We start from the raw sequence: 18,027 nt of genomic DNA on the forward strand, positions 1-18,027 counted from the left end.
TTGAGCAAAAATGCAAGTGGAAAGCACGAACAATCTGTTTGTAAAGATTTGATTATGAACGTAAATATCGAATGAAGATTATATTTTTACATCGAAAAGAAGCTGAAACACGAACGAAAAAAACTTTTCTAAATGAATGTTCGTCTTTCATACATTTGGATATACTAGTAAGAGAGAGAACATTCGCAAAAGGGGAGATGAACATGAATTGGAGACAGGAAGTCGACAATCGTAAAGACGCATTTTTAGAAGATTTGAAAGGGTTACTTCAAATCCCTAGCGTACTCGATGAATCGAAAGCTGCACCGAACATGCCGTTTGGTCCGGAGGTTCGTCAAGCACTTGACTACATGTTTGAAATCGGTGAGCGAGATGGATTTAAAACAAAAGATGTCGGAGGTTACGCGGGACATTTGGAGTATGGAGACGGGGAGGAAATTGTCGGCATCCTATGTCACCTTGACGTCGTCCCAGCAGGGGATGGATGGACGTATGGCGCGTTCAACCCGACCATCACGACTGATGGGAAAATTGTGGCACGCGGAAGTAACGATGATAAAGGGCCATCTATGGCTGCATACTACGGGCTACGAATTGTCAAAGAGCTCGGGCTACCACTTTCAAAGCGGGTCCGTTTGATTGCAGGTTGCGATGAAGAGAGCGAATGGCGCTGTGTCCGCGAGTATTTCAAACAAGAACAAATGCCGACGTATGGATTTGCGCCAGATGCGGATTTCCCGATCATCAATGCTGAAAAAGGGTTGTATGATGGTGTGTTGACTCAATTACCGATTCAACGTGTACCAGGTTCTGCCTACCATCTCGTGTCATTCACGAGTGGGGAGCGTCCGAATATGGTGCCGGACTTCGCGAAAGCCGAATTGAAGACGGATGAGGTACTCGAGGAGAAGTTCGAGGCCTATCTCGAAAAATATGAAGCGGACGGAACGTGTGAATACGACCGTGGCACATATACGTTTACGATGAAAGGAAAAGCGGCGCACGCGATGGAACCGGATAACGGGGTCAACGCGGCCTACGTCCTCGCTGGATTCTTGTTACATCTTCCACTTGATATTCAAGGCGAGCGCTATGTTGAATTCGTCCGTCACGTATTCGCCGATTCTCGTGGGATTTCGCTTGGGATTGAAGCGAGCGATGAGACGGGCGACTTGACGATTAATGGCGGCGTCTTCCGATACAATGAAGAAGAGCGTACGGCGACGGTCAACATTCGCTATCCGTATACGGCCAAATTCGAAGAACGGTTACAAAACCTACGTGAAATCGCTTTGTCATTTGGGTTCGAGTTGAAGACCCGTCAACATATGCCGCCTCATCATGTGGCAGAAGATCACCCACTCGTGAAGACACTAGCAGGCGTGTACGAGCGTCAAACGGGAGAACATGCAAACTTGATGGCCATCGGAGGCGGTACGTATGCACGTTCGCTCGAGGCAGGTGTCGCATTTGGTGCATTGTTCCCAGGTGCTAAAGATGTGGCGCATCAGGTCGATGAATATATGGAGATAGAAGATTTATTACGTGCCGCGGCAATCTATGCTGAGGCCATTTACGAGCTCGCTAAATAAGAAACAAGGAGAGCTGGCTGGTATAGTCGGCTCTCTGTCCTTTAGGAAGGAAGTTATCATTGGATTCGCAAAAAAGAATGTTTCAGTCTGTATACGTCGCGATATTCTTCGCGCAAGGGGCATTGATCCCTTATATGACCTTATACTTTTCACAAACTAAGTTTGGGTTGACACCTAGCCAAGTCGGGATTGTGGTGGCCATCTTACCGATTCTATCCATCGGCGTGCAACCATTGTGGGGGATGTTGACCGACCGGACGGGGAGAGTCCGTGCTTGGTTGATTTTGGCGATGCTGAGCGCCGCACTCATTTCTCTCACGTTTTTAGTGGCGACCTCTTACATTTGGATTGTCATACTTATGGTGATTTGGTCCGTTTTCCAATGTGCTCACATCCCGCTTGTGGACATGATGACACTCGACTATACGACGCGGTCGAAAGTTGATTACGGTGCAATTCGACTCTATGGCTCAGCGGGATTTGCCATTGCCGTCTTTGCAATGGGACGAATATCTGATAGCACGTGGGGACTGGCTAGTACATTCGTGTTGAGCGCTGTTTTACTAATACTTGGCAGCGTATTTGTTCGAATGATTCCTGAGAAAAGTTCGATTCGCGATGTGACGTTGGCGCCGCTCTCATGGACGGCTGTTTGGAACAAACGCTTTGTGTTCTTCTTATGTGGTGGGATGCTCGTCTTTGGACCGATTTACGCGAATAACTATTATTTCGGCCTTTACGTGACAAACAGCGGTGGCTCGACGACGTTGGTCGGAACGCTATTCCTCGTGGCAGTGTTATTTGAAATCCCGTTTATGAAAGTGGCGTCCCAATTGGTTGAACGCTATGGAAACGTCAGCGTTCTTGTCGGGGCCGCTATCATCTCGGTAGTTCGAAACGGGGTACTTGCGTTAGAACCACCGATTTGGGTCGTGTGGCTCCTCGCGATTGCACAAGGTCTCGTCGTCGGACTTTTGATTCCCGTCGCACTTCAATTCGTTCGGACGCTCGTCGATCGGCAAGTTTCCTCGACGGCCATCGGGGTATATATGGCATTGACGTCCGGGCTCGCGACAGCTGGATTTAATATGCTGAGTGGTAAAATCATTGAACTTGACGATATTTTAGGCGTGTTTTGGATGTATACCATCGTCACGGCACTAGGAGCGTTGATTTGGATCGGAATGTCACGTCGCAATCTGAAAGGATGAATGAGATGAGTACGCATTACTTTATTGCGATTCCCATTGAAGCGACTGAATTGGTTGACGTACAGCAAACCATCTTACCTTATTATTCGTATCGAAGAATCTATCGACCGGAAGAGTTCCATATCACAGTGCAATTTTTAGGAAGCGTGGATGGGGATGAATTAGACGAAGTAAAAGAAATCACGCGTAGAATTTGTGCGAAAACATTACCATTCACGTTGGAGTTTCGAGCCATCGACCATTTTGGGCGACCGGATCGGCCCCGCGTTTTGACCATTGTTCCGGATGACTCCGAACCCCTTCAACGGTTGGCGCATACCCTCCGCCATGAACTAGTTGATGTGATTCCAAGATTGGACCGGAAGTCGTTTGTCCCTCACGTGACGCTCGCTAAAAAATGGGGCGAAGGGGAGCGTGTCCCGTACGTCCCCCCTGAATTTCACGCGACGGAATCAGTAGAAGAATTAATTTTATATGAAGTACAGCCGATTCATACACCTGCTTACCGAGCAGTAGACGTATTTCCGCTAAGACGGCCAGAGGAGGATATATGGCAATCCCGGTTAAAATTTTTGACGTAATCTCAAAATATGAACGTGATGTATTAGATCAATATAATCGTTATTTGGAATATGTAGAGTCCGATACGGCACGTCTACAGCGCCTTCATGAAAACAATCGCTTAAACCCGGTCGAAGTGCTCGAAATTGACCGACCGTGGTGGAAGTTTTGGGCGAAGACGGAACGAATCGAATTGGAGCCGAAGCCGCTCTCTGAATCACAATATCAAAAGTTGTTACGAGAGCGCCGGCATATCCAAAAGCTTCAATTCGCTTGTGAAGGGGTGCTTGAGACAGATTTACCGCATCTGGCGTTTATTCGTGACTTTGCTTATCGTGTGATGCGCACCGATTGGAACGAACGACACTTTTTCTTGTATCGACCGGTCATCGAATGGAATGGTGCGATGGTTGAATTGAGTCATGTCATCGTCGGACCGACGCACCTTTATATCGTAGAATGGCTTGAAGGCGATCGAAGCATCTATCACATATCGAAAGAGAAGACATGGGTTCATCAACCGCTGAAAGGGGAAAATACCCGTGTAGTGAACCCGCTGATTGCATTGACACGGACAGAGGAACTGATTCGTCAAGTTCTACCGCATTATGCGGGCGTGTTACAAAAAGTCGTCATTGCGACAAATGGATATTTTGATAACGTTCCAAGTGTTCGATCGACCCAATATATCGGTCGTAATGAATATACGGAATGGATGAAACAAGTGAACGGTCGTGCACCGATTGTAAAAGCACAGCAGATTCGTGACGTTGCTACCATATTAGAAGTGACTGCCAAGTTGCCGTTTCGTCAATTCATGGATCAGTGATTGAGAGGAAGGGACGCATATGCATCATACACCAGATCAAAAGACCGCCTCACATGTGACCATCGAGAGCGCGTCTTTCGTATCATTTGAGACCATACAACTTGAGATTGTGCGCGAATATGAATCCGTTCCAGTACAAATCGAACAGAATGGACGCCCGGTCGACTACCTCGTCGAGCAACAGTTTGTGACGGAATCTGGGAAGGTTGAACAAATCCTTCGTTTAAACGAACCAATCTCTTTGGAAACGTTATACACCGTCTGCCATCCGGGTCACAAGATGACGGTTGTCATACCACGAGAAATCGTCCGATCAGAGGAATTCGAACGTCGTTTCTCATATGATGGCCCACTCGGCGTATCGTTTAGACCGCACGGAATGGAAGTGACGGTATGGTCTCCGGTTGCTTTATCCATGTGGATTACGGTACATGATGATACGAATCACAGAGAAATTGAGCGATTTCACATGAACCGAGGCGCACGTGGGGAATGGAGTGGCGAAATACCACAAGCGTTCCAAGGTATGTTTTATCGCTTAGAAGTGAAAACACCGGTCGATACGAGGCAAGTCGTCGATCCCTATGCGCGAGCCGTCAGTTTGAACGGCGAGTATGGCGTACTACAAGATGTCTCACGATTTGTCAATAAACAGGTCGAACGAACCGCACGCCCCCCTTTACGGAAGGCAACGGATGCCGTCATCTATGAACTGCACATCCGAGATTTTACAAGCCATCCCTCATCGATGAGTCAATTAAAAGGACTATACGGTGGGATATCTGAAAAAGGAGTTCGGACGAAGGAAGGCAATAGTGCCGGACTCGACTATTTAAAAGAACTTGGCGTGACTCATGTCCAGTTGCTTCCTGTTCATGATTTTGGAAGTGTCGATGAGGCGACGCGTATGCCGTACAACTGGGGCTACGACCCGATTCATTGGTTCGCACTTGAAGGAAGTTATGCCTCAAGGCCCGATGTGCCGATGAGTCGTGTGTTCGAATATGCGACACTCGTCTCTGACTTGCATCAAGCTGGTCTTCGAGTCGTTACAGACGTCGTGATGAATCACATTTATATTCGAGAACAATCCCCACTCGAAGCGCTCGTACCATACTATTATTTTCGATACGAGCACGACGGGACGATAGCGAACGGAACCGGTGTCGGGAATGACACGGCCTCAGAACGCTATATGATGCGACGTATGATTGTCGACTTCGTGACGTATTTCGCAACAACCTATCAAGTGGATGGGTTCCGCTTCGATTTGATGGGGATTCATGATGTCGAAACGATGAATCAAGTACGGGCCGCGCTCGATAAGGTGGATCCCTCCATTCTCGTCTATGGAGAAGGGTGGGACTTGGCGACACCGCTTGGACAGTCGTTGAAGGCGACGTCACAAAATGCTGCACGCATGCCTCGTATCGGACACTTCAACGATATGATTCGAGACGCGTTGAAGGGGTCGACGTTTAATGACAGGGAGCGTGGATTCATCTCCGGGAATGAGTGGCGAGAGTGGGAACTTCGAGAATGTCTCACTGGAACCGTCCACATTCCGAACGTAACGGTCGGTCGTTTTCCGAATCCGACTTATTCCATCAATTATGCCGAAGCCCATGATAACTATACGATCTATGACAAGTTAATGTTGTCTTGTGAAGGAGTCGATGAAACGACTCGTCTTGCCATGCAACGTCTTGCCAATGCGGTCGTCATCACATCTCAAGGCATCCCGTTTATCCATGCCGGTCAAGAGTTCGGACGCACGAAACATGGTGTCGAGAACAGTTATAATTCACCCGATCACATCAATCATTTTGATTGGGATCTTCGTGACACACGGATCAAAGACATCGAGTATGTGAAGACGCTCTTGAAGTTACGGCGACTCCATACATGTTTCCGCTATGATTCGAGACAAGAAGTCATTGACCATTTCACGTTTCTCCCATCGCCGCCTGGCGTCATTATCTATGAGTTGACGGCCAGTCATTCTTACGATGCGTGGCAACGGGTTCGCGTCTATGTGAACGGTACGTTCGACTCGCTTTCATTTGAGAGCGATGCGAAATGGAACGTTTACGTTCAAGGAGAAACGGCAAGTCTCGTTCCGCTCGCACGAAACCCAGCACACATTCAAGTCGAGTCGTTGTCAATGACGATTCTCGCGTGTTAAGATGTTGATTGTATCTCTTTAATTCAAGTAAGATTTGAGCGTGATGAATATGTATTCAGATATAGTCGGTGCGCTCGGGAAAGAGTGGACAGTCGCTTCAGCCGGAGGTATCACGGGCGAAGCGTATGTAGCGACGACGCGCCAACAGAAGATTTTTGTCAAACGAAATTCTTCTCCGTTTCTGGCAATCTTGTCAGCGGAAGGAATCGTACCAAAGCTTCTTTGGACAAAGCGAATGTTTAACGGGGACGTGTTAAGCGCCCAACAATTTATCGAAGGCCGCGAACTTTCACCAGAAGATATGAAGCGACCTGATGTCGCGGCGCAACTCGGCAAGATTCATAATTCGAAAGAGCTATTATTCATGTTGCAACAGCTGAACCACACACCGGTGACGCCGCACTTGTTGCTCCGTCAGTGTGAAGCATATGAACAAGATGAAACAGACCGAATCATCGGAGAAGCCGTACAATGGCTAAAGCACCATTTGCCAAAAGTCGACGAGCAAGAATTTGTCGTCTGTCATTCTGACCTAAACCATAATAATTGGATTGAGGATGAGAGCGGCCTACTCTACTTGACGGATTGGGATGACGCAATCATTGCAGACCGCGCGTTCGATTTGGCGATGGTTGTCTATAGCTATATGGATGAAGTGGAGTGGGAGCGCTGGTTCTCGCATTACGGGGTACGTGTTTCGAGTGAGCTCCACAATCGAATGCATTGGTATGCGATCGCCCAAACGATTTTGACAATCTATGGGGAAGAGAATGACTCGGCGCGAACTGAAGGATTTCATGTACTACGCGAGCTGATGGATGAGGCGTACGAACGAATCAATTAAAAGGGATGGCTGTTCGCCACCCCTTTTTGAATGTGTTAAATGTCATCTGGATTCATAAAGTAAGCCCAAACGAACGTGGCGATGACACCAGCGAAAAACGTCAGTGGAGCTGCATAAAAAATAAGAAACTGATCTAAAGTACTCATCGTATTTAACCTCCTTGTGAAGGATGATTCACGTTCATTAAACTATGATTTCGTGTATAATCGCAAGAGGACTGCTCGTCCGTAACGTGCATATTCCCATTAAACTTGAACATTTGATGAACGAAAGGTAGGATTTTCATGCGTTTACGACATAAGCCTTGGGCAAAAGAATATATGGAAGCTCAAGAACATGTATTTATTCAACATCCTGAACAGTTGAAAGGTAACTGGAGCACTGAATTCGGGAATGACCACCCGCTCTTTATCGAGGTCGGCTCAGGAAAAGGACAATTTATTTTAGGGATGGCGCAACAACACCCGGATGTGAACTTTATTGCGATCGAGTTGTTTGAGAGTGTAGCCGTCTCTATCGTACAAAAATTAGTCGAAACCCCGATGCCGAACGTGAGAGTGTTGACGGTCGATGCGAAACGACTCGTCGACTATTTCGAAGCGGGAGAAGTCGATCGCGTCTACTTAAACTTCTCCGATCCGTGGCCAAAGACACGACATGCGAAACGTCGCTTGACATATAAGACGTTTTTAGCGACATATGAGGCGATTCTTCCGAAAGCTGGAGAGATTCATTTCAAGACGGACAACCGTGGATTGTTTGAATATTCGCTTCAGAGCATGAGTCAATACGGGATGTTCTTCACAGAAATTTCACTAGATTTACATGTCAATGAACCAGAAGATAATATTCGAACAGAGTATGAAGAGCGCTTCAGTGCGCTCGGTCAGCCGATTTACCGAATGGAAGCCGTCTTCCGTCCGAAAAATTGACACGCTTTTTTCTTATTTTAATAGTATTTTCTTCACACTTTTTTCTTTCTTCTTGGTACAATAGGAATGACGCTAAACTGGAATAAGAGAAGGGGGAACATGGGGATGTTGAAAAAAGCATGGGCAAGCCTGCTTGCAGTAATCTTCATTCTAACAATCGCACCAATGAATACCTCAGCGAACGAAGCGTTCTTAGACGCTCTCGAAGAGGATTTGAAAGCAACGCATTACGACTATAAAGAAGGAACGGCTGAAATCATCAAAGAAGAGACGCTTCGCCATTCAAACGGCAACGAAGTCATCGCTGCTGTCGTAGAGCTCGATACGATTCGTGATGGGATCTTCATCACACGTAAAACCGAGTATCATTACTTTGATGCGACAGACAACAAGATTCTTACATCAGCGGACCTCGTAGAAGTAGAAGGGGCCTCAGAGTTTGCAGATGCGAACATCGACATGCTCGGTCAACAGATCGTCTATTGGTTACCGGTATTGGTCTTGCTTCTAATGATTGCGATTCCGGCACTCATTTTGTTCTTGGTTGTACCACGTTTCTATTCAACAAGTTCATATATGAATGCCGTATATGAAAAGAATGACAACCCAAGATAAGACATGAAAGTACCCCGTTCAAGAGAACGGGGTACTTTTTACTGTTGTTTTAACTGTTCGACGATATCAGTTAGTGACATCCCATTTCCTGAAGAAACGGAGGCGATGAAGGCACTCTCGACAATGGGACCGTCAAAAAATTCGACATGTTTGTCACCTTCGTACATGTCGATGGCGAGTTCCGCATTCATCGTCGCCGACCCGATATCACTGAGGAGAAGTGCCTCTCCATCGACCTGGTCGAGTGCCGATAAGATGCGATTCACATCCGTTCCGATAGCGCCATCTTCAAGGCCACCGGCTAGATGAATGGGCACGGACGGTGCCATTTCCTTCATCAAATCTTGGATTCCTTCCGCAATTTTTGCACTGTGCGAGACGATGATCAATTCAACGATGTCAATCGACCTCCTTCATAATCGCGGCCAAAAGGATTGAGCTAGAAAGGGCACCCGGGTCGACGGTTCCGCGAGAGTTTTCTCCGAAGTAAGAGGCTCTTCCTTTCGTGGCCACCATATCCTCTGTTTTTTGGACAAGCTCGTCCAACTTCTGTTTATAATCTTCCCCTTGTTGGACTTGCTCGAGGAACGGGTCCCAGACGTCGACCATCGTTTTTTGGCCGACTTCCGATTTCCCTCGTGCTTTGATGGAATTCGAACCTTCCTGGAGCGCCTCCTTGAGTAAGCCAAAGTCCGCTTCGGTCGCATCCCCGAATTTGGTTGCCATCTTCACGAAAGCTGAACCGTATAAAGGTCCGGCCGCGCCTCCGACTTTCGACATGAGGGTCATCCCGACCTTTTTACTAAGTGCTCCAAGAGAGTCATAATCCTCATCTAGAATAGTAGAGACCGCATCAAAACCACGAGACATGTTGATCCCATGGTCTCCGTCGCCGATGGCCCGGTCTAAATCGGTCAACGTATCCTTTTGTTCTTCGATGCCAACTTGTGCGTCACGTAACGCCTGCTTCATCCGATCAATCGTCAACATAAACCAAACACCTCATTTATTAAATTTTGAATCCAAGTGCTGCCGAAGGAGCGTCGAGATACGTCGTCATCTCATCATCGAGAGGGAGCAACGTGATGGAGAACCCATGCATCTCGAGTGAAGTCATGTAGTTGCCGACATACTTCCGTTTAAGGGTATACCCAGCAGCTTCCAGTTTTTCGGCAACGAAGTGATAGGTCACATATAACTCAGACAACGGCGTTCCACCCATTCCGTTCACCATGACGGCAACTTCTCCTGGCTCGACTTCTTTTTTCAAGTGACTGAGGAGGTCGTCGACGATTTGGTCGACATCACTCGTCGGTTTCCGCTCGACACCACGTTCCCCGTGAATCCCGATGCCGATTTCCATCTCTTCCTCGTTCAAGTCGAAACCTGGTTTACCACTGACAGGCATGTAACAAGGTTCCACGGCCATCCCTATGGAGCGAACGTGTGAAGCTACTTTTTCGGCGATGGATTTGACTTCTTCAAGTGATTTGCCACTAGCTGCAGCGGCTCCGGCAATTTTGTGAACAAAGACCGTTCCGGCAACCCCGCGTCGATCTTCTTTGTTCGAAATGGCGACATCATCGGCGACGACGACGTGGTCGACTTTGATGCCATCACCTTCGGCCAGTTCTGCGGCGAGCTCAAAGTTCATCACGTCGCCGGAATAGTTTTTCACAATCAAAAGAACGCCGTTTCCGCCGTCAGCTGCTTTGATTCCTTCAAGTACCATGTCCGGAGTAGGAGAGGTGAACACTTCCCCACATACTGCCGCATCGAGCATACCGTCCCCGACATATCCAGCGTGGGCCGGCTCGTGACCACTACCGCCTCCAGATACGAGACCGACTTTTCCAGACTTCGCTCCGTCAGCCCGACAGATGACATTCACACCGTCGACGCGACCATACATTTCAGGATGGGCATGGACCATCCCTTCAACCATTTGCGATACGAGTTCACTTGCTTCACCGATTAGCTTCTTCACGCGAGATCACTCCTTTATTAAATTGAAAACTACCAATTTCAATTTTCCACTCTTTCGAGGGAACTAAACAAAAAAACCGACGAATCATTCGTCGGTTTCGTGTCATGCATATTCGAGTAATGCGCCAGTCTCAGAGTCGACTGTAAACTCATATGTTTTCTCTTCATCGTTCTCAAGAACCGAGATGCCACCTTTGTAGACGTCGTATTCACGACCGTCGTATGTGTAAATCTCCGGTGATGCAGAAATCCATGCCCCTTGGACATGACCTTTTGCTGAGAAAGCACGCTTCGTGTACTCTAAGGCGTTTTCTGCAGATAAGCTACGTTCATCTAAAGCTTTTTTCGTCATAAGTGCGGCAATGACGGCAACCCCGATTCCAATAAACCAATACCTTTTTTTCATATGACTACCTCCCCTTGAACTATGGCTATCATGTACATCGTACCAAAACCTGTACCCGAATGGAATGAAAAGCATTCGCATCCTGTCAAAACTTTTGTATATAATGAGACAAGAACGGTTAGGAAAGGATGATGAAAGATGGATCAGAAGACGAGAGATTTATTTAAGACGCTAACAGAACTCCCGGGAGCTCCTGGGTTCGAGTCTGAAGTTCGTCAATTTGTACGTGGACGAATTGAACCCCATTCAGATGAAATTGTCACGGATGGCATCGGATCAATTTTTGGAAAACGTGTCGGAGACGAGTCGGGACCGAAAGTCATGGTAGCCGGACATATGGATGAGGTCGCTTTTATGGTGACACGGATTACCGAGAACGGCATGCTTTACATACAACCACTCGGTGGCTGGTGGAGCCAAGTGCTCATGGCGCAACGTTTCGACATCATCACGTCGAACGGTAAAATTCCCGGTGTCGTCGCTTCGACACCGCCTCATTTGTTAGGTCCAGATGCAATGAGTAAACCGATGGACATCAAGCAGATGTTTATCGATATCGGAGCAGATTCGAAAGAAGAAGCAGAGTCATGGGGTGTACGTCCGGGGGTCCCTGCTGTTCCATCGAGCGCATTTACCCCACTTCATCACCCGAAAAAGATTATGGCCAAAGCTTGGGACAATCGTTATGGCGTCGGTCTTGCAATCGAATTGTTGGAGGAAACGACAAAAGCGGATCATCCAAACATCTTGTTCTCGGGTGCTACCGTACAAGAAGAAGTCGGATTACGTGGAGCGCAGACAGCATCTGAATTGATTCAGCCAGATGTGGCACTCGTACTCGATGCTTCACCGGCCAATGATGCTTCAGGAAGTAAAACGGAGTTCGGTCAGCTCGGTGAGGGAGCATTGATCCGAATTTTAGATCGCGTCATGGTCATGTCTCCTGAAATGCGTGATTTCTTACTCGATACGGCTTCAGACGAAAACATCAAGACACAATATTTCGTCTCACCAGGCGGTACCGATGCGGGGCGCGTTCACATGAGCGGAGAAGGGGTACCGACAGCCGTCATTGGCGTCGCATCTCGTTATATCCATACACACGCCTCGATTCTTCATACGGATGACTACGATGCAGCGAAAGCGTTGCTCAAAGCGTTGGTCAAGCGGCTTGATCGTTCGACACTTGAAACGCTACGTCCGTCTCTGTAAATCAAACATTCCGTTCACTCGAAAGATGAGTGGACGGTTTTTTATGGATGTTCTTGCTATTTCATGAAAACGTCTTATACTGATAAAGGTGTTTATACATGTATGTTACTCATGACAAGACACCTGTATAAGTGTAAGGAGGATATGTTATGTTCAAGAAAAAAGGAATCTCATTGAGCCCGTCGCTTTATTTTGTGACGGCGCTAAGTTATATGGCACTTGGTTTGTTTAGTACGTTAATCATCGGTCTGATCATAAAAACGATCGGAGGTCAGCTCGAAGGAACGACATTCACAGGGATGAGTGCCACGTTGATTCAAATCGGGGATGTCGCCATGAGTTTGACCGGACCGGCAATCGGGATTGCCATCGCCTATGCGTTAGAGGCGCCGCCGCTCATTTTGTTTTCCGCGCTCGTTATCGGGGCGTTTGGATATGAGTTCGGACCGGCAGGAAGTTACGTTGCGACGATTCTTGCGGTCGAAGTCTCAAAACTTGTCTCTAAATCGACGAAACTAGATATTTTAGTGACGCCGTTCACAACGATTGCCGTAGGCTACCTCACTGCGACGTATATCGGCAAGTATGTCGGCTTATTTATGACGCAACTCGGTGGTTGGATTGAATGGGGCACGGAGCAACAGCCGTTGTTCATGGGAGTGGTCGTCGCGACATTGATGGGACTTGCGTTAACGGCACCGATTTCAAGTGCTGCCATCGCATTGATGCTCGGTTTGAACGGAATTGCTGCTGGAGCAGCGACTGTCGGTTGCGCGGCTCAGATGATTGGGTTTGCCATCACGAGTTATCGTGATAATGGGGTCGGTGGGGCGATTGCTCAAGGAATCGGCACCTCGATGCTTCAAGTCGGGAACATTGTGAAAAACCCTTGGATTCTTCTTCCGCCAACAATGGCCGGGGCTGTATTGGCTCCAATCGCGATTCTGTTGTTTGAACTGGAAAGTGTCGCTGCGGGGGCAGGCATGGGAACAAGTGGGCTCGTCGGCCCGATTGTCATGCTTGAAACGATGGGCTTTAGCTGGTATACCTTTCTCGTCGTCTTTGGTTTCCTCATAATTGGACCAGCCTTATTGAGTTACGCGGTATACGTAGTCTTGCGAAGAACCGGTCGGATTCAACCGAATGATTTAAAAATTGATTATTAATGAAGAGCAACGTTTCGAGGAACGTTGCTCTTTTTCATCCAATTCCGAACCACATTTTCACGGACTCAACCGTCTCACGAGGGACTCGGAAACTGATTAAGAATAACATGAGCACAATCACGTAAATGGGGATCAAGAAACGCTTTCGAACGATGGGCAAGTGACGTGCCAATTTCTTGAGATATTTTTCGAGCACATAAATGACGGCGAAACCGACAACGAGCCAAATCAAGATCTCTAGTCTCGTTTTATCAGTGTCAATAAACAAGTAGCCGTATCGCAAAATGGCAAGCATTCCAAATACACCGACCATCTGTTCAAGAGGGTGCTTCATTTCAGGGTTTAACGTTTCGCGTGTTAATTTCATTCAGCTTCACCTGTTTCAACTAGTTTCGGCTTTGATTATAACAAACAGCAGAGCAGAATGTGTGACTTGACTTATGCTATTATAAGTGAGGAAAAAACGAACAGGAGTGATAATCATGAAACGACTATCAACAATGGCAGAATATATCGAAGCAAAAGAAGCGAAAAGTGTCCTTATGTTTTCGGCGACATGGTGTGGAGATTGCCGATTCCTTGACCCATTCATGCCGGAAATCGAGAAGAAATTTGAAGCATGGACGTTCTATTACGTCGATCGTGACGAGTTCATGGAACTTGCGCAAGAACTTGATATTTTTGGCATCCCAAGCTTTGTTGCGTTTGAAAATGGCAATGAGGTTGATCGCTACGTCGGTCGTGAACGGAAGACGCCGGAACAGGTTGAAGCTTTCTTGAACGGATTAGGGTGAGCCTTTATGGAACGGAATGAGTTAAGACGTTATCTAGAATCGCATTTTAATGAAGAATACCGTACTTCTTACGACCGTGAGAATGAGGTACTGCGCGTCGAGCGGAAATCTGACCGTTTTGGGGTCAATATCCGCCTTGCGCCGATTGTGGCAAAGGCTAAGACACGCGGTACGGTTGCCGTCGATGAAGTCATCGAGTATATCGAATCAGCGATGAAGGCGGATGATCAAATCTCCCTCACCGGAAATGAAGATGCCATCTATCCGGTCATTCGTTCGAACTCTTTCTCGAAGACGACAAAAAATGGAGAAGCACTTGCATTCACCCCGCACACGGCCGAGACCGCGATTTTTTATGCGCTGGACCGTGGAAACGGATATCGGTTGATTGAAGAACGCCACCTTTCGGATGAAATGACGCTCGACCGCATCGAGCGAATCGCCCGTGAGAATGTGAAAAAACTACCGACCGAGATGAAACAAGACGAAGTGGCTGGAAACCCATTCTACTTCTTATCAACTCGTGATGGCTACGAGGCATCTCGTGTGTTAAATGACGAGTTTCTTCGGCTGATGGAACGACGGATTGAAGGGGATATGCTCGTCGGTGTCCCGCATCAGGATGTGATGATCGTTGCGGACATTCGAAATGACCAAGGATATGATGCGATGCAGCAACTGATGTTTGATTTCTTCACAAATGGTCGAATTCCCGTCACTGCACTCGCCTTTCACTATGTGGCGGGGGAACTTGAACCGATTTTCATTGTCGGAAAAAAGACCCCGCCATCGAACACATAATCTGATAAAATAAGTGAGATGAGTTTGAAAGAAGGGACGTAGGAACGTATGCAAATGAATGTGTTTTATAACCGAGAAGGAATCGGTGATGTACTCATGGTGTTGTTAAAAGAAGGAGAACGACATCATCAATCTGTCGAGCGGACGGGAGACGTGGCAATCGTCAAGTCGGCAGACGGAAAAGTGAACGGGTACAACCTGTTTCAAGCAAGTCAACATGTTGATGTGACAGGATGGAATGGTCCTGTTGAGTTGACAGTCGAATTAGTGGAACAGTTGCAATCTATCTTAAATGATAACGGGATTGAAGAGGACTTTTCATGGGTTGACGTGACGCCGAAGTTTGTCGTCGGGTATGTTGAAAGCGCAGTAAAACACCCGGACGCTGACAAACTGTCAATCTGTCAAGTTCAAATCGACCAAGGGACTGTTCAAATAGTATGTGGCGCACCGAATGTGGCAACAGGGCAAAAAGTCGTTGTCGCAAAACCGGGTGCGGTGATGCCGACTGGTTTGATTATCCGTCCGTCTGCACTCCGTGGTGAAAGTTCACACGGGATGATTTGTTCTGCCCGTGAATTAAACCTTCCGAACGCCCCGCAAGAAAAAGGGATTTTAGTATTAGATGACGAATATGAAGTAGGTACAGCATTTAAAATCGGTCGCTAAATTCGACCGATTTTTTGTTAAATATGGATTGAGTGAAAAAGCGAGGAATCAAGTATGGATGCATATGAACGTTCACTGAAGCAACAAGCAGAGCGAATCAAACGAGAACTGTCGAAAGAAGGACAAAAAGGTTCCCCTCCGCCAAAGGTAGAGGTAACCGAGGAATTTATTCCGTCAGACGTCCCGTCGCCGATTTATGGATATGCTCGTCCGAAACCAAAGATTGTCCTTCCGGTCGAACACTCTCCTGAAACGAGAGATGCGTATGATTCAAAGATGGCATCTACTCATTCTACGACGGAAGAGCCAATCCAAGAGTCATCTACTGAACCCGTCTCTGAACCTGAATGGAGCAAAGAGTCCAACGAGCTGATTTCCGAGGAAATGGAAATGGAAGAAAAACCGATTCCTGGTGAAGTTTCGATTCTAGATAATGGCTTTTCATCTATTTTTATGCAATCAACGGATTTATCCCGTTCAAAAAAGGAGACGGTCGTAGAGGCTCATCAAGATGCCACTCCTCATACTGACCTAGATATTGACGAATCGGCGGAACAAATCGGTTCGTCGCTTGAGCAGATTGCAGAAAGATTACAAACACCATCTGAACAGCAAGAAGTGCCATCTGCCACAGATTTGACATCAGCGGTTCAAGTCTCATTTAAAGCGGATCAACCGCCTGTAAATGTGATGATGACGCCAAAAGATCGCATGGCGATGTACCGCAGCCGACGACTTGCGCAAAAAAACAATAATCTGTAATAGCACGACTCTGTGAGTTTTGCTATAATGACAAAGGTTTGTCGCATTTTGACGAGCCGCAATGAATTAGGGGGGCTATTTACAGATGAACCGTTATCACTTCGTCGGAATTAAAGGAACGGGCATGAGTCCTTTAGCTCAAATTTTATTTGATATGAACAATGAGGTCCGTGGGTCGGACGTTGAAAAAGCATTTTTTACAGAAGAAGCATTGAACCGTAAAGGGATTGAAATTTTGCCATTCGATCCTGAAAATATTTCGGAAGACCAAATCGTTGTGCAAGGAAACGCGTTCAGTGATGATCATCCAGAAATCGTGCGTGCACGTGAACTCGGATTGACGATTTATAAGTATTACGAGTTTTTAGGTGAACTCGCGAACCATTACACGAGTGTCGCCATCACTGGGTCACACGGGAAGACGTCAACGACGGGATTGCTTGCACACGTCATGCGTGGAATCGAACCGACATCGTTCTTAATCGGCGATGGCACGGGAGAAGGAGTGGCGGATTCGAAAAACTTCGTCTTCGAAGCTTGTGAGTACAAGCGTCATTTCTTATACTACCGTCCAGACTACGCGATTATGACGAATATCGACTTTGACCATTCGGACTATTTCTCTGGACTTGATGACGTCATTGACGCTTTCCAAGAAATGGCGAAACAAGTGAAGAAAGGAATCATTGCTTGTGGCGATGACGAAAATCTTCAACAGATTCAAGCCAACGTGCCGCTCGTCTATTATGGTTTCGGGGCGCACAATGATTTCCGTGCTGAACAGGTCACATCGACAGAAAATGGAACGACATTTGATGTCTTTTTGCGTGATGACTTCTACGGAACGTTCCGAATTCCTGGATATGGAGACCACAGCGTGTTGAACGCGCTCGCTGTCATTGCGACATGCGACTACGAGAACTTGCCGAAAGAATTGGTGAAAGAACGTCTTGAGACGTTCAATGGTGTAAAACGCCGATTCAGTGAATCGACGTTAAACGACCAAGTGCTTGTCGATGACTACGCGCATCATCCGCGGGAAATCAGTGCAACGGTCGAAGCGGCTCGGAAAAAGTATGGCAATCGAGAAGTCGTTGCGATTTTCCAACCACACACGTATACACGCTTGAAATCATTCATGGATGATTTTGCGACGGCATTGGCCGAAGCAGACACTGTCTATTTATGTGATATTTTCGGTTCAGCACGTGAGCAGGAAGGAACGGTCACGATCGAAGACCTCCAATCACGAATCGAAGGCGCGCATATTTTAAAACGTGGTGGTACAGGCGTGTTACGCAACCATGCCGATGCCGTGCTCTTATTCATGGGTGCCGGTGATATTCAAACGTATCAGCGCGAATATGAAGAAGTTGTAAAACTTGAAGCATAAGTGTGAAGGGAGACGAAAGTCTCTCTTTTTAATGTTTAGCCATCCAAAATCTCGGTAATAGTAATATCG

The 18,027-nt window shown here is 47.1% G+C and carries 21 protein-coding genes; 15 read left to right on the plus strand and 6 right to left on the minus strand.

Features of this window, described 5'->3' with window-relative positions; genetic code table 11:
* Positions 1-203 precede the first annotated feature (203 nt).
* Genes pepV through KNO70_RS04155 form a run of 6 tightly spaced genes read left to right on the plus strand, consistent with a single transcriptional unit; the run spans position 204 to position 7,222 of the window.
* The gene (gene pepV / locus KNO70_RS04130; RefSeq protein ID WP_205728293.1) at positions 204-1,592 is read left to right on the plus strand and encodes a dipeptidase PepV; all 1,389 of its coding nucleotides are present in this window, start codon (positions 204-206) and stop codon (positions 1,590-1,592) included.
* Positions 1,593-1,651: 59 nt separating this feature from the next.
* On the plus strand, positions 1,652-2,803 hold the full coding sequence (locus KNO70_RS04135; protein ID WP_078147219.1) for an MFS transporter: 1,152 nt from the start codon (positions 1,652-1,654) through the stop codon (positions 2,801-2,803).
* A 5-nt stretch (positions 2,804-2,808) separates the two neighbouring features.
* The gene (gene thpR, locus KNO70_RS04140; protein ID WP_078147218.1) at positions 2,809-3,384 is read left to right on the plus strand and encodes an RNA 2',3'-cyclic phosphodiesterase; all 576 of its coding nucleotides are present in this window, start codon (positions 2,809-2,811) and stop codon (positions 3,382-3,384) included.
* A complete protein-coding gene (locus KNO70_RS04145) occupies positions 3,354-4,193 on the plus strand; it encodes an NERD domain-containing protein (protein ID WP_078147217.1) in 840 nt (279 codons plus the stop codon). The genes thpR and KNO70_RS04145 overlap by 31 nt, the downstream gene beginning before the upstream one ends.
* A 19-nt stretch (positions 4,194-4,212) precedes the next feature.
* Entirely contained in the window at positions 4,213-6,378 is a 2,166-nt protein-coding gene (pulA, locus tag KNO70_RS04150; RefSeq protein ID WP_214811283.1) for a type I pullulanase, read from the plus strand.
* 43 nt (positions 6,379-6,421) lie between these two features.
* A complete protein-coding gene (locus tag KNO70_RS04155; protein WP_251024858.1) occupies positions 6,422-7,222 on the plus strand; it encodes a phosphotransferase family protein in 801 nt (266 codons plus the stop codon).
* A gap of 35 nt (positions 7,223-7,257) precedes the next feature.
* Here the strand turns inward: KNO70_RS04155 and KNO70_RS16345 are convergent, their stop codons facing one another.
* Positions 7,258-7,368, minus strand: a complete 111-nt coding sequence (locus tag KNO70_RS16345; RefSeq protein ID WP_012726769.1) for a hypothetical protein — start codon at positions 7,366-7,368, stop codon at positions 7,258-7,260.
* A gap of 138 nt (positions 7,369-7,506) precedes the next feature.
* Between KNO70_RS16345 and trmB the strand changes: the two genes are divergently transcribed.
* Both trmB and KNO70_RS04165 read left to right on the plus strand, forming a co-directional pair.
* Positions 7,507-8,154, plus strand: a complete 648-nt coding sequence (trmB, locus tag KNO70_RS04160) for a tRNA (guanosine(46)-N7)-methyltransferase TrmB (RefSeq protein WP_078147215.1) — start codon at positions 7,507-7,509, stop codon at positions 8,152-8,154.
* Between the two features lie 105 nt (positions 8,155-8,259).
* On the plus strand, positions 8,260-8,769 hold the full coding sequence (locus KNO70_RS04165) for a hypothetical protein (RefSeq protein ID WP_240499834.1): 510 nt from the start codon (positions 8,260-8,262) through the stop codon (positions 8,767-8,769).
* A gap of 38 nt (positions 8,770-8,807) precedes the next feature.
* Here KNO70_RS04165 and dhaM read toward each other — a convergent pair whose 3' ends face one another.
* The 4 genes from dhaM to KNO70_RS04185 all read right to left on the minus strand — a co-directional run bounded on the left by dhaM (position 8,808) and on the right by KNO70_RS04185 (position 11,161).
* On the minus strand, positions 8,808-9,158 hold the full coding sequence (gene dhaM, locus KNO70_RS04170; protein ID WP_251030879.1) for a dihydroxyacetone kinase phosphoryl donor subunit DhaM: 351 nt from the start codon (positions 9,156-9,158) through the stop codon (positions 8,808-8,810).
* Between the two features lie 10 nt (positions 9,159-9,168).
* Positions 9,169-9,756: a dihydroxyacetone kinase subunit DhaL gene (gene dhaL / locus KNO70_RS04175; RefSeq protein ID WP_371328164.1), complete on the minus strand. Its 588-nt coding sequence runs from the start codon at positions 9,754-9,756 to the stop codon at positions 9,169-9,171.
* Positions 9,757-9,778: 22 nt separating this feature from the next.
* Complete coding sequence (gene dhaK, locus KNO70_RS04180; RefSeq protein WP_078147211.1) at positions 9,779-10,756, minus strand: dihydroxyacetone kinase subunit DhaK; 978 nt, start codon at positions 10,754-10,756, stop codon at positions 9,779-9,781.
* A 102-nt stretch (positions 10,757-10,858) separates the two neighbouring features.
* Positions 10,859-11,161: a PepSY domain-containing protein gene (locus KNO70_RS04185; RefSeq protein ID WP_012726763.1), complete on the minus strand. Its 303-nt coding sequence runs from the start codon at positions 11,159-11,161 to the stop codon at positions 10,859-10,861.
* A 138-nt stretch (positions 11,162-11,299) separates the two neighbouring features.
* On the opposite strand from KNO70_RS04185, the gene KNO70_RS04190 reads away from it, so the two are divergent.
* Positions 11,300-12,373, plus strand: a complete 1,074-nt coding sequence (locus KNO70_RS04190; RefSeq protein WP_031423097.1) for a M42 family metallopeptidase — start codon at positions 11,300-11,302, stop codon at positions 12,371-12,373.
* A 149-nt stretch (positions 12,374-12,522) separates the two neighbouring features.
* Positions 12,523-13,539, plus strand: a complete 1,017-nt coding sequence (locus tag KNO70_RS04195; RefSeq protein WP_078147210.1) for a PTS sugar transporter subunit IIC — start codon at positions 12,523-12,525, stop codon at positions 13,537-13,539.
* Between the two features lie 34 nt (positions 13,540-13,573).
* Here the strand turns inward: KNO70_RS04195 and KNO70_RS04200 are convergent, their stop codons facing one another.
* Entirely contained in the window at positions 13,574-13,906 is a 333-nt protein-coding gene (locus KNO70_RS04200) for a hypothetical protein (protein ID WP_012726760.1), read from the minus strand.
* 115 nt (positions 13,907-14,021) lie between these two features.
* On the opposite strand from KNO70_RS04200, the gene KNO70_RS04205 reads away from it, so the two are divergent.
* From KNO70_RS04205 to murC, 5 genes are all read left to right on the plus strand, one after another.
* The gene (locus KNO70_RS04205; RefSeq protein ID WP_012726759.1) at positions 14,022-14,333 is read left to right on the plus strand and encodes a thioredoxin family protein; all 312 of its coding nucleotides are present in this window, start codon (positions 14,022-14,024) and stop codon (positions 14,331-14,333) included.
* Positions 14,334-14,339: 6 nt separating this feature from the next.
* Entirely contained in the window at positions 14,340-15,134 is a 795-nt protein-coding gene (locus KNO70_RS04210; RefSeq protein ID WP_078147209.1) for a DUF1444 domain-containing protein, read from the plus strand.
* A gap of 54 nt (positions 15,135-15,188) precedes the next feature.
* Positions 15,189-15,803, plus strand: a complete 615-nt coding sequence (gene ytpR, locus KNO70_RS04215; RefSeq protein WP_078147943.1) for a YtpR family tRNA-binding protein — start codon at positions 15,189-15,191, stop codon at positions 15,801-15,803.
* A 54-nt stretch (positions 15,804-15,857) separates the two neighbouring features.
* The gene (locus KNO70_RS04220; protein ID WP_214811286.1) at positions 15,858-16,565 is read left to right on the plus strand and encodes a hypothetical protein; all 708 of its coding nucleotides are present in this window, start codon (positions 15,858-15,860) and stop codon (positions 16,563-16,565) included.
* 85 nt (positions 16,566-16,650) lie between these two features.
* A complete protein-coding gene (gene murC, locus KNO70_RS04225) occupies positions 16,651-17,958 on the plus strand; it encodes a UDP-N-acetylmuramate--L-alanine ligase (protein WP_012726755.1) in 1,308 nt (435 codons plus the stop codon).
* Positions 17,959-18,027 lie beyond the last annotated feature (69 nt).

It is taken from the genome of Exiguobacterium sp. s181, from assembly GCF_018617125.1.
Taxonomy (GTDB): Bacteria; Bacillota; Bacilli; order Exiguobacteriales; family Exiguobacteriaceae; genus Exiguobacterium; species Exiguobacterium profundum.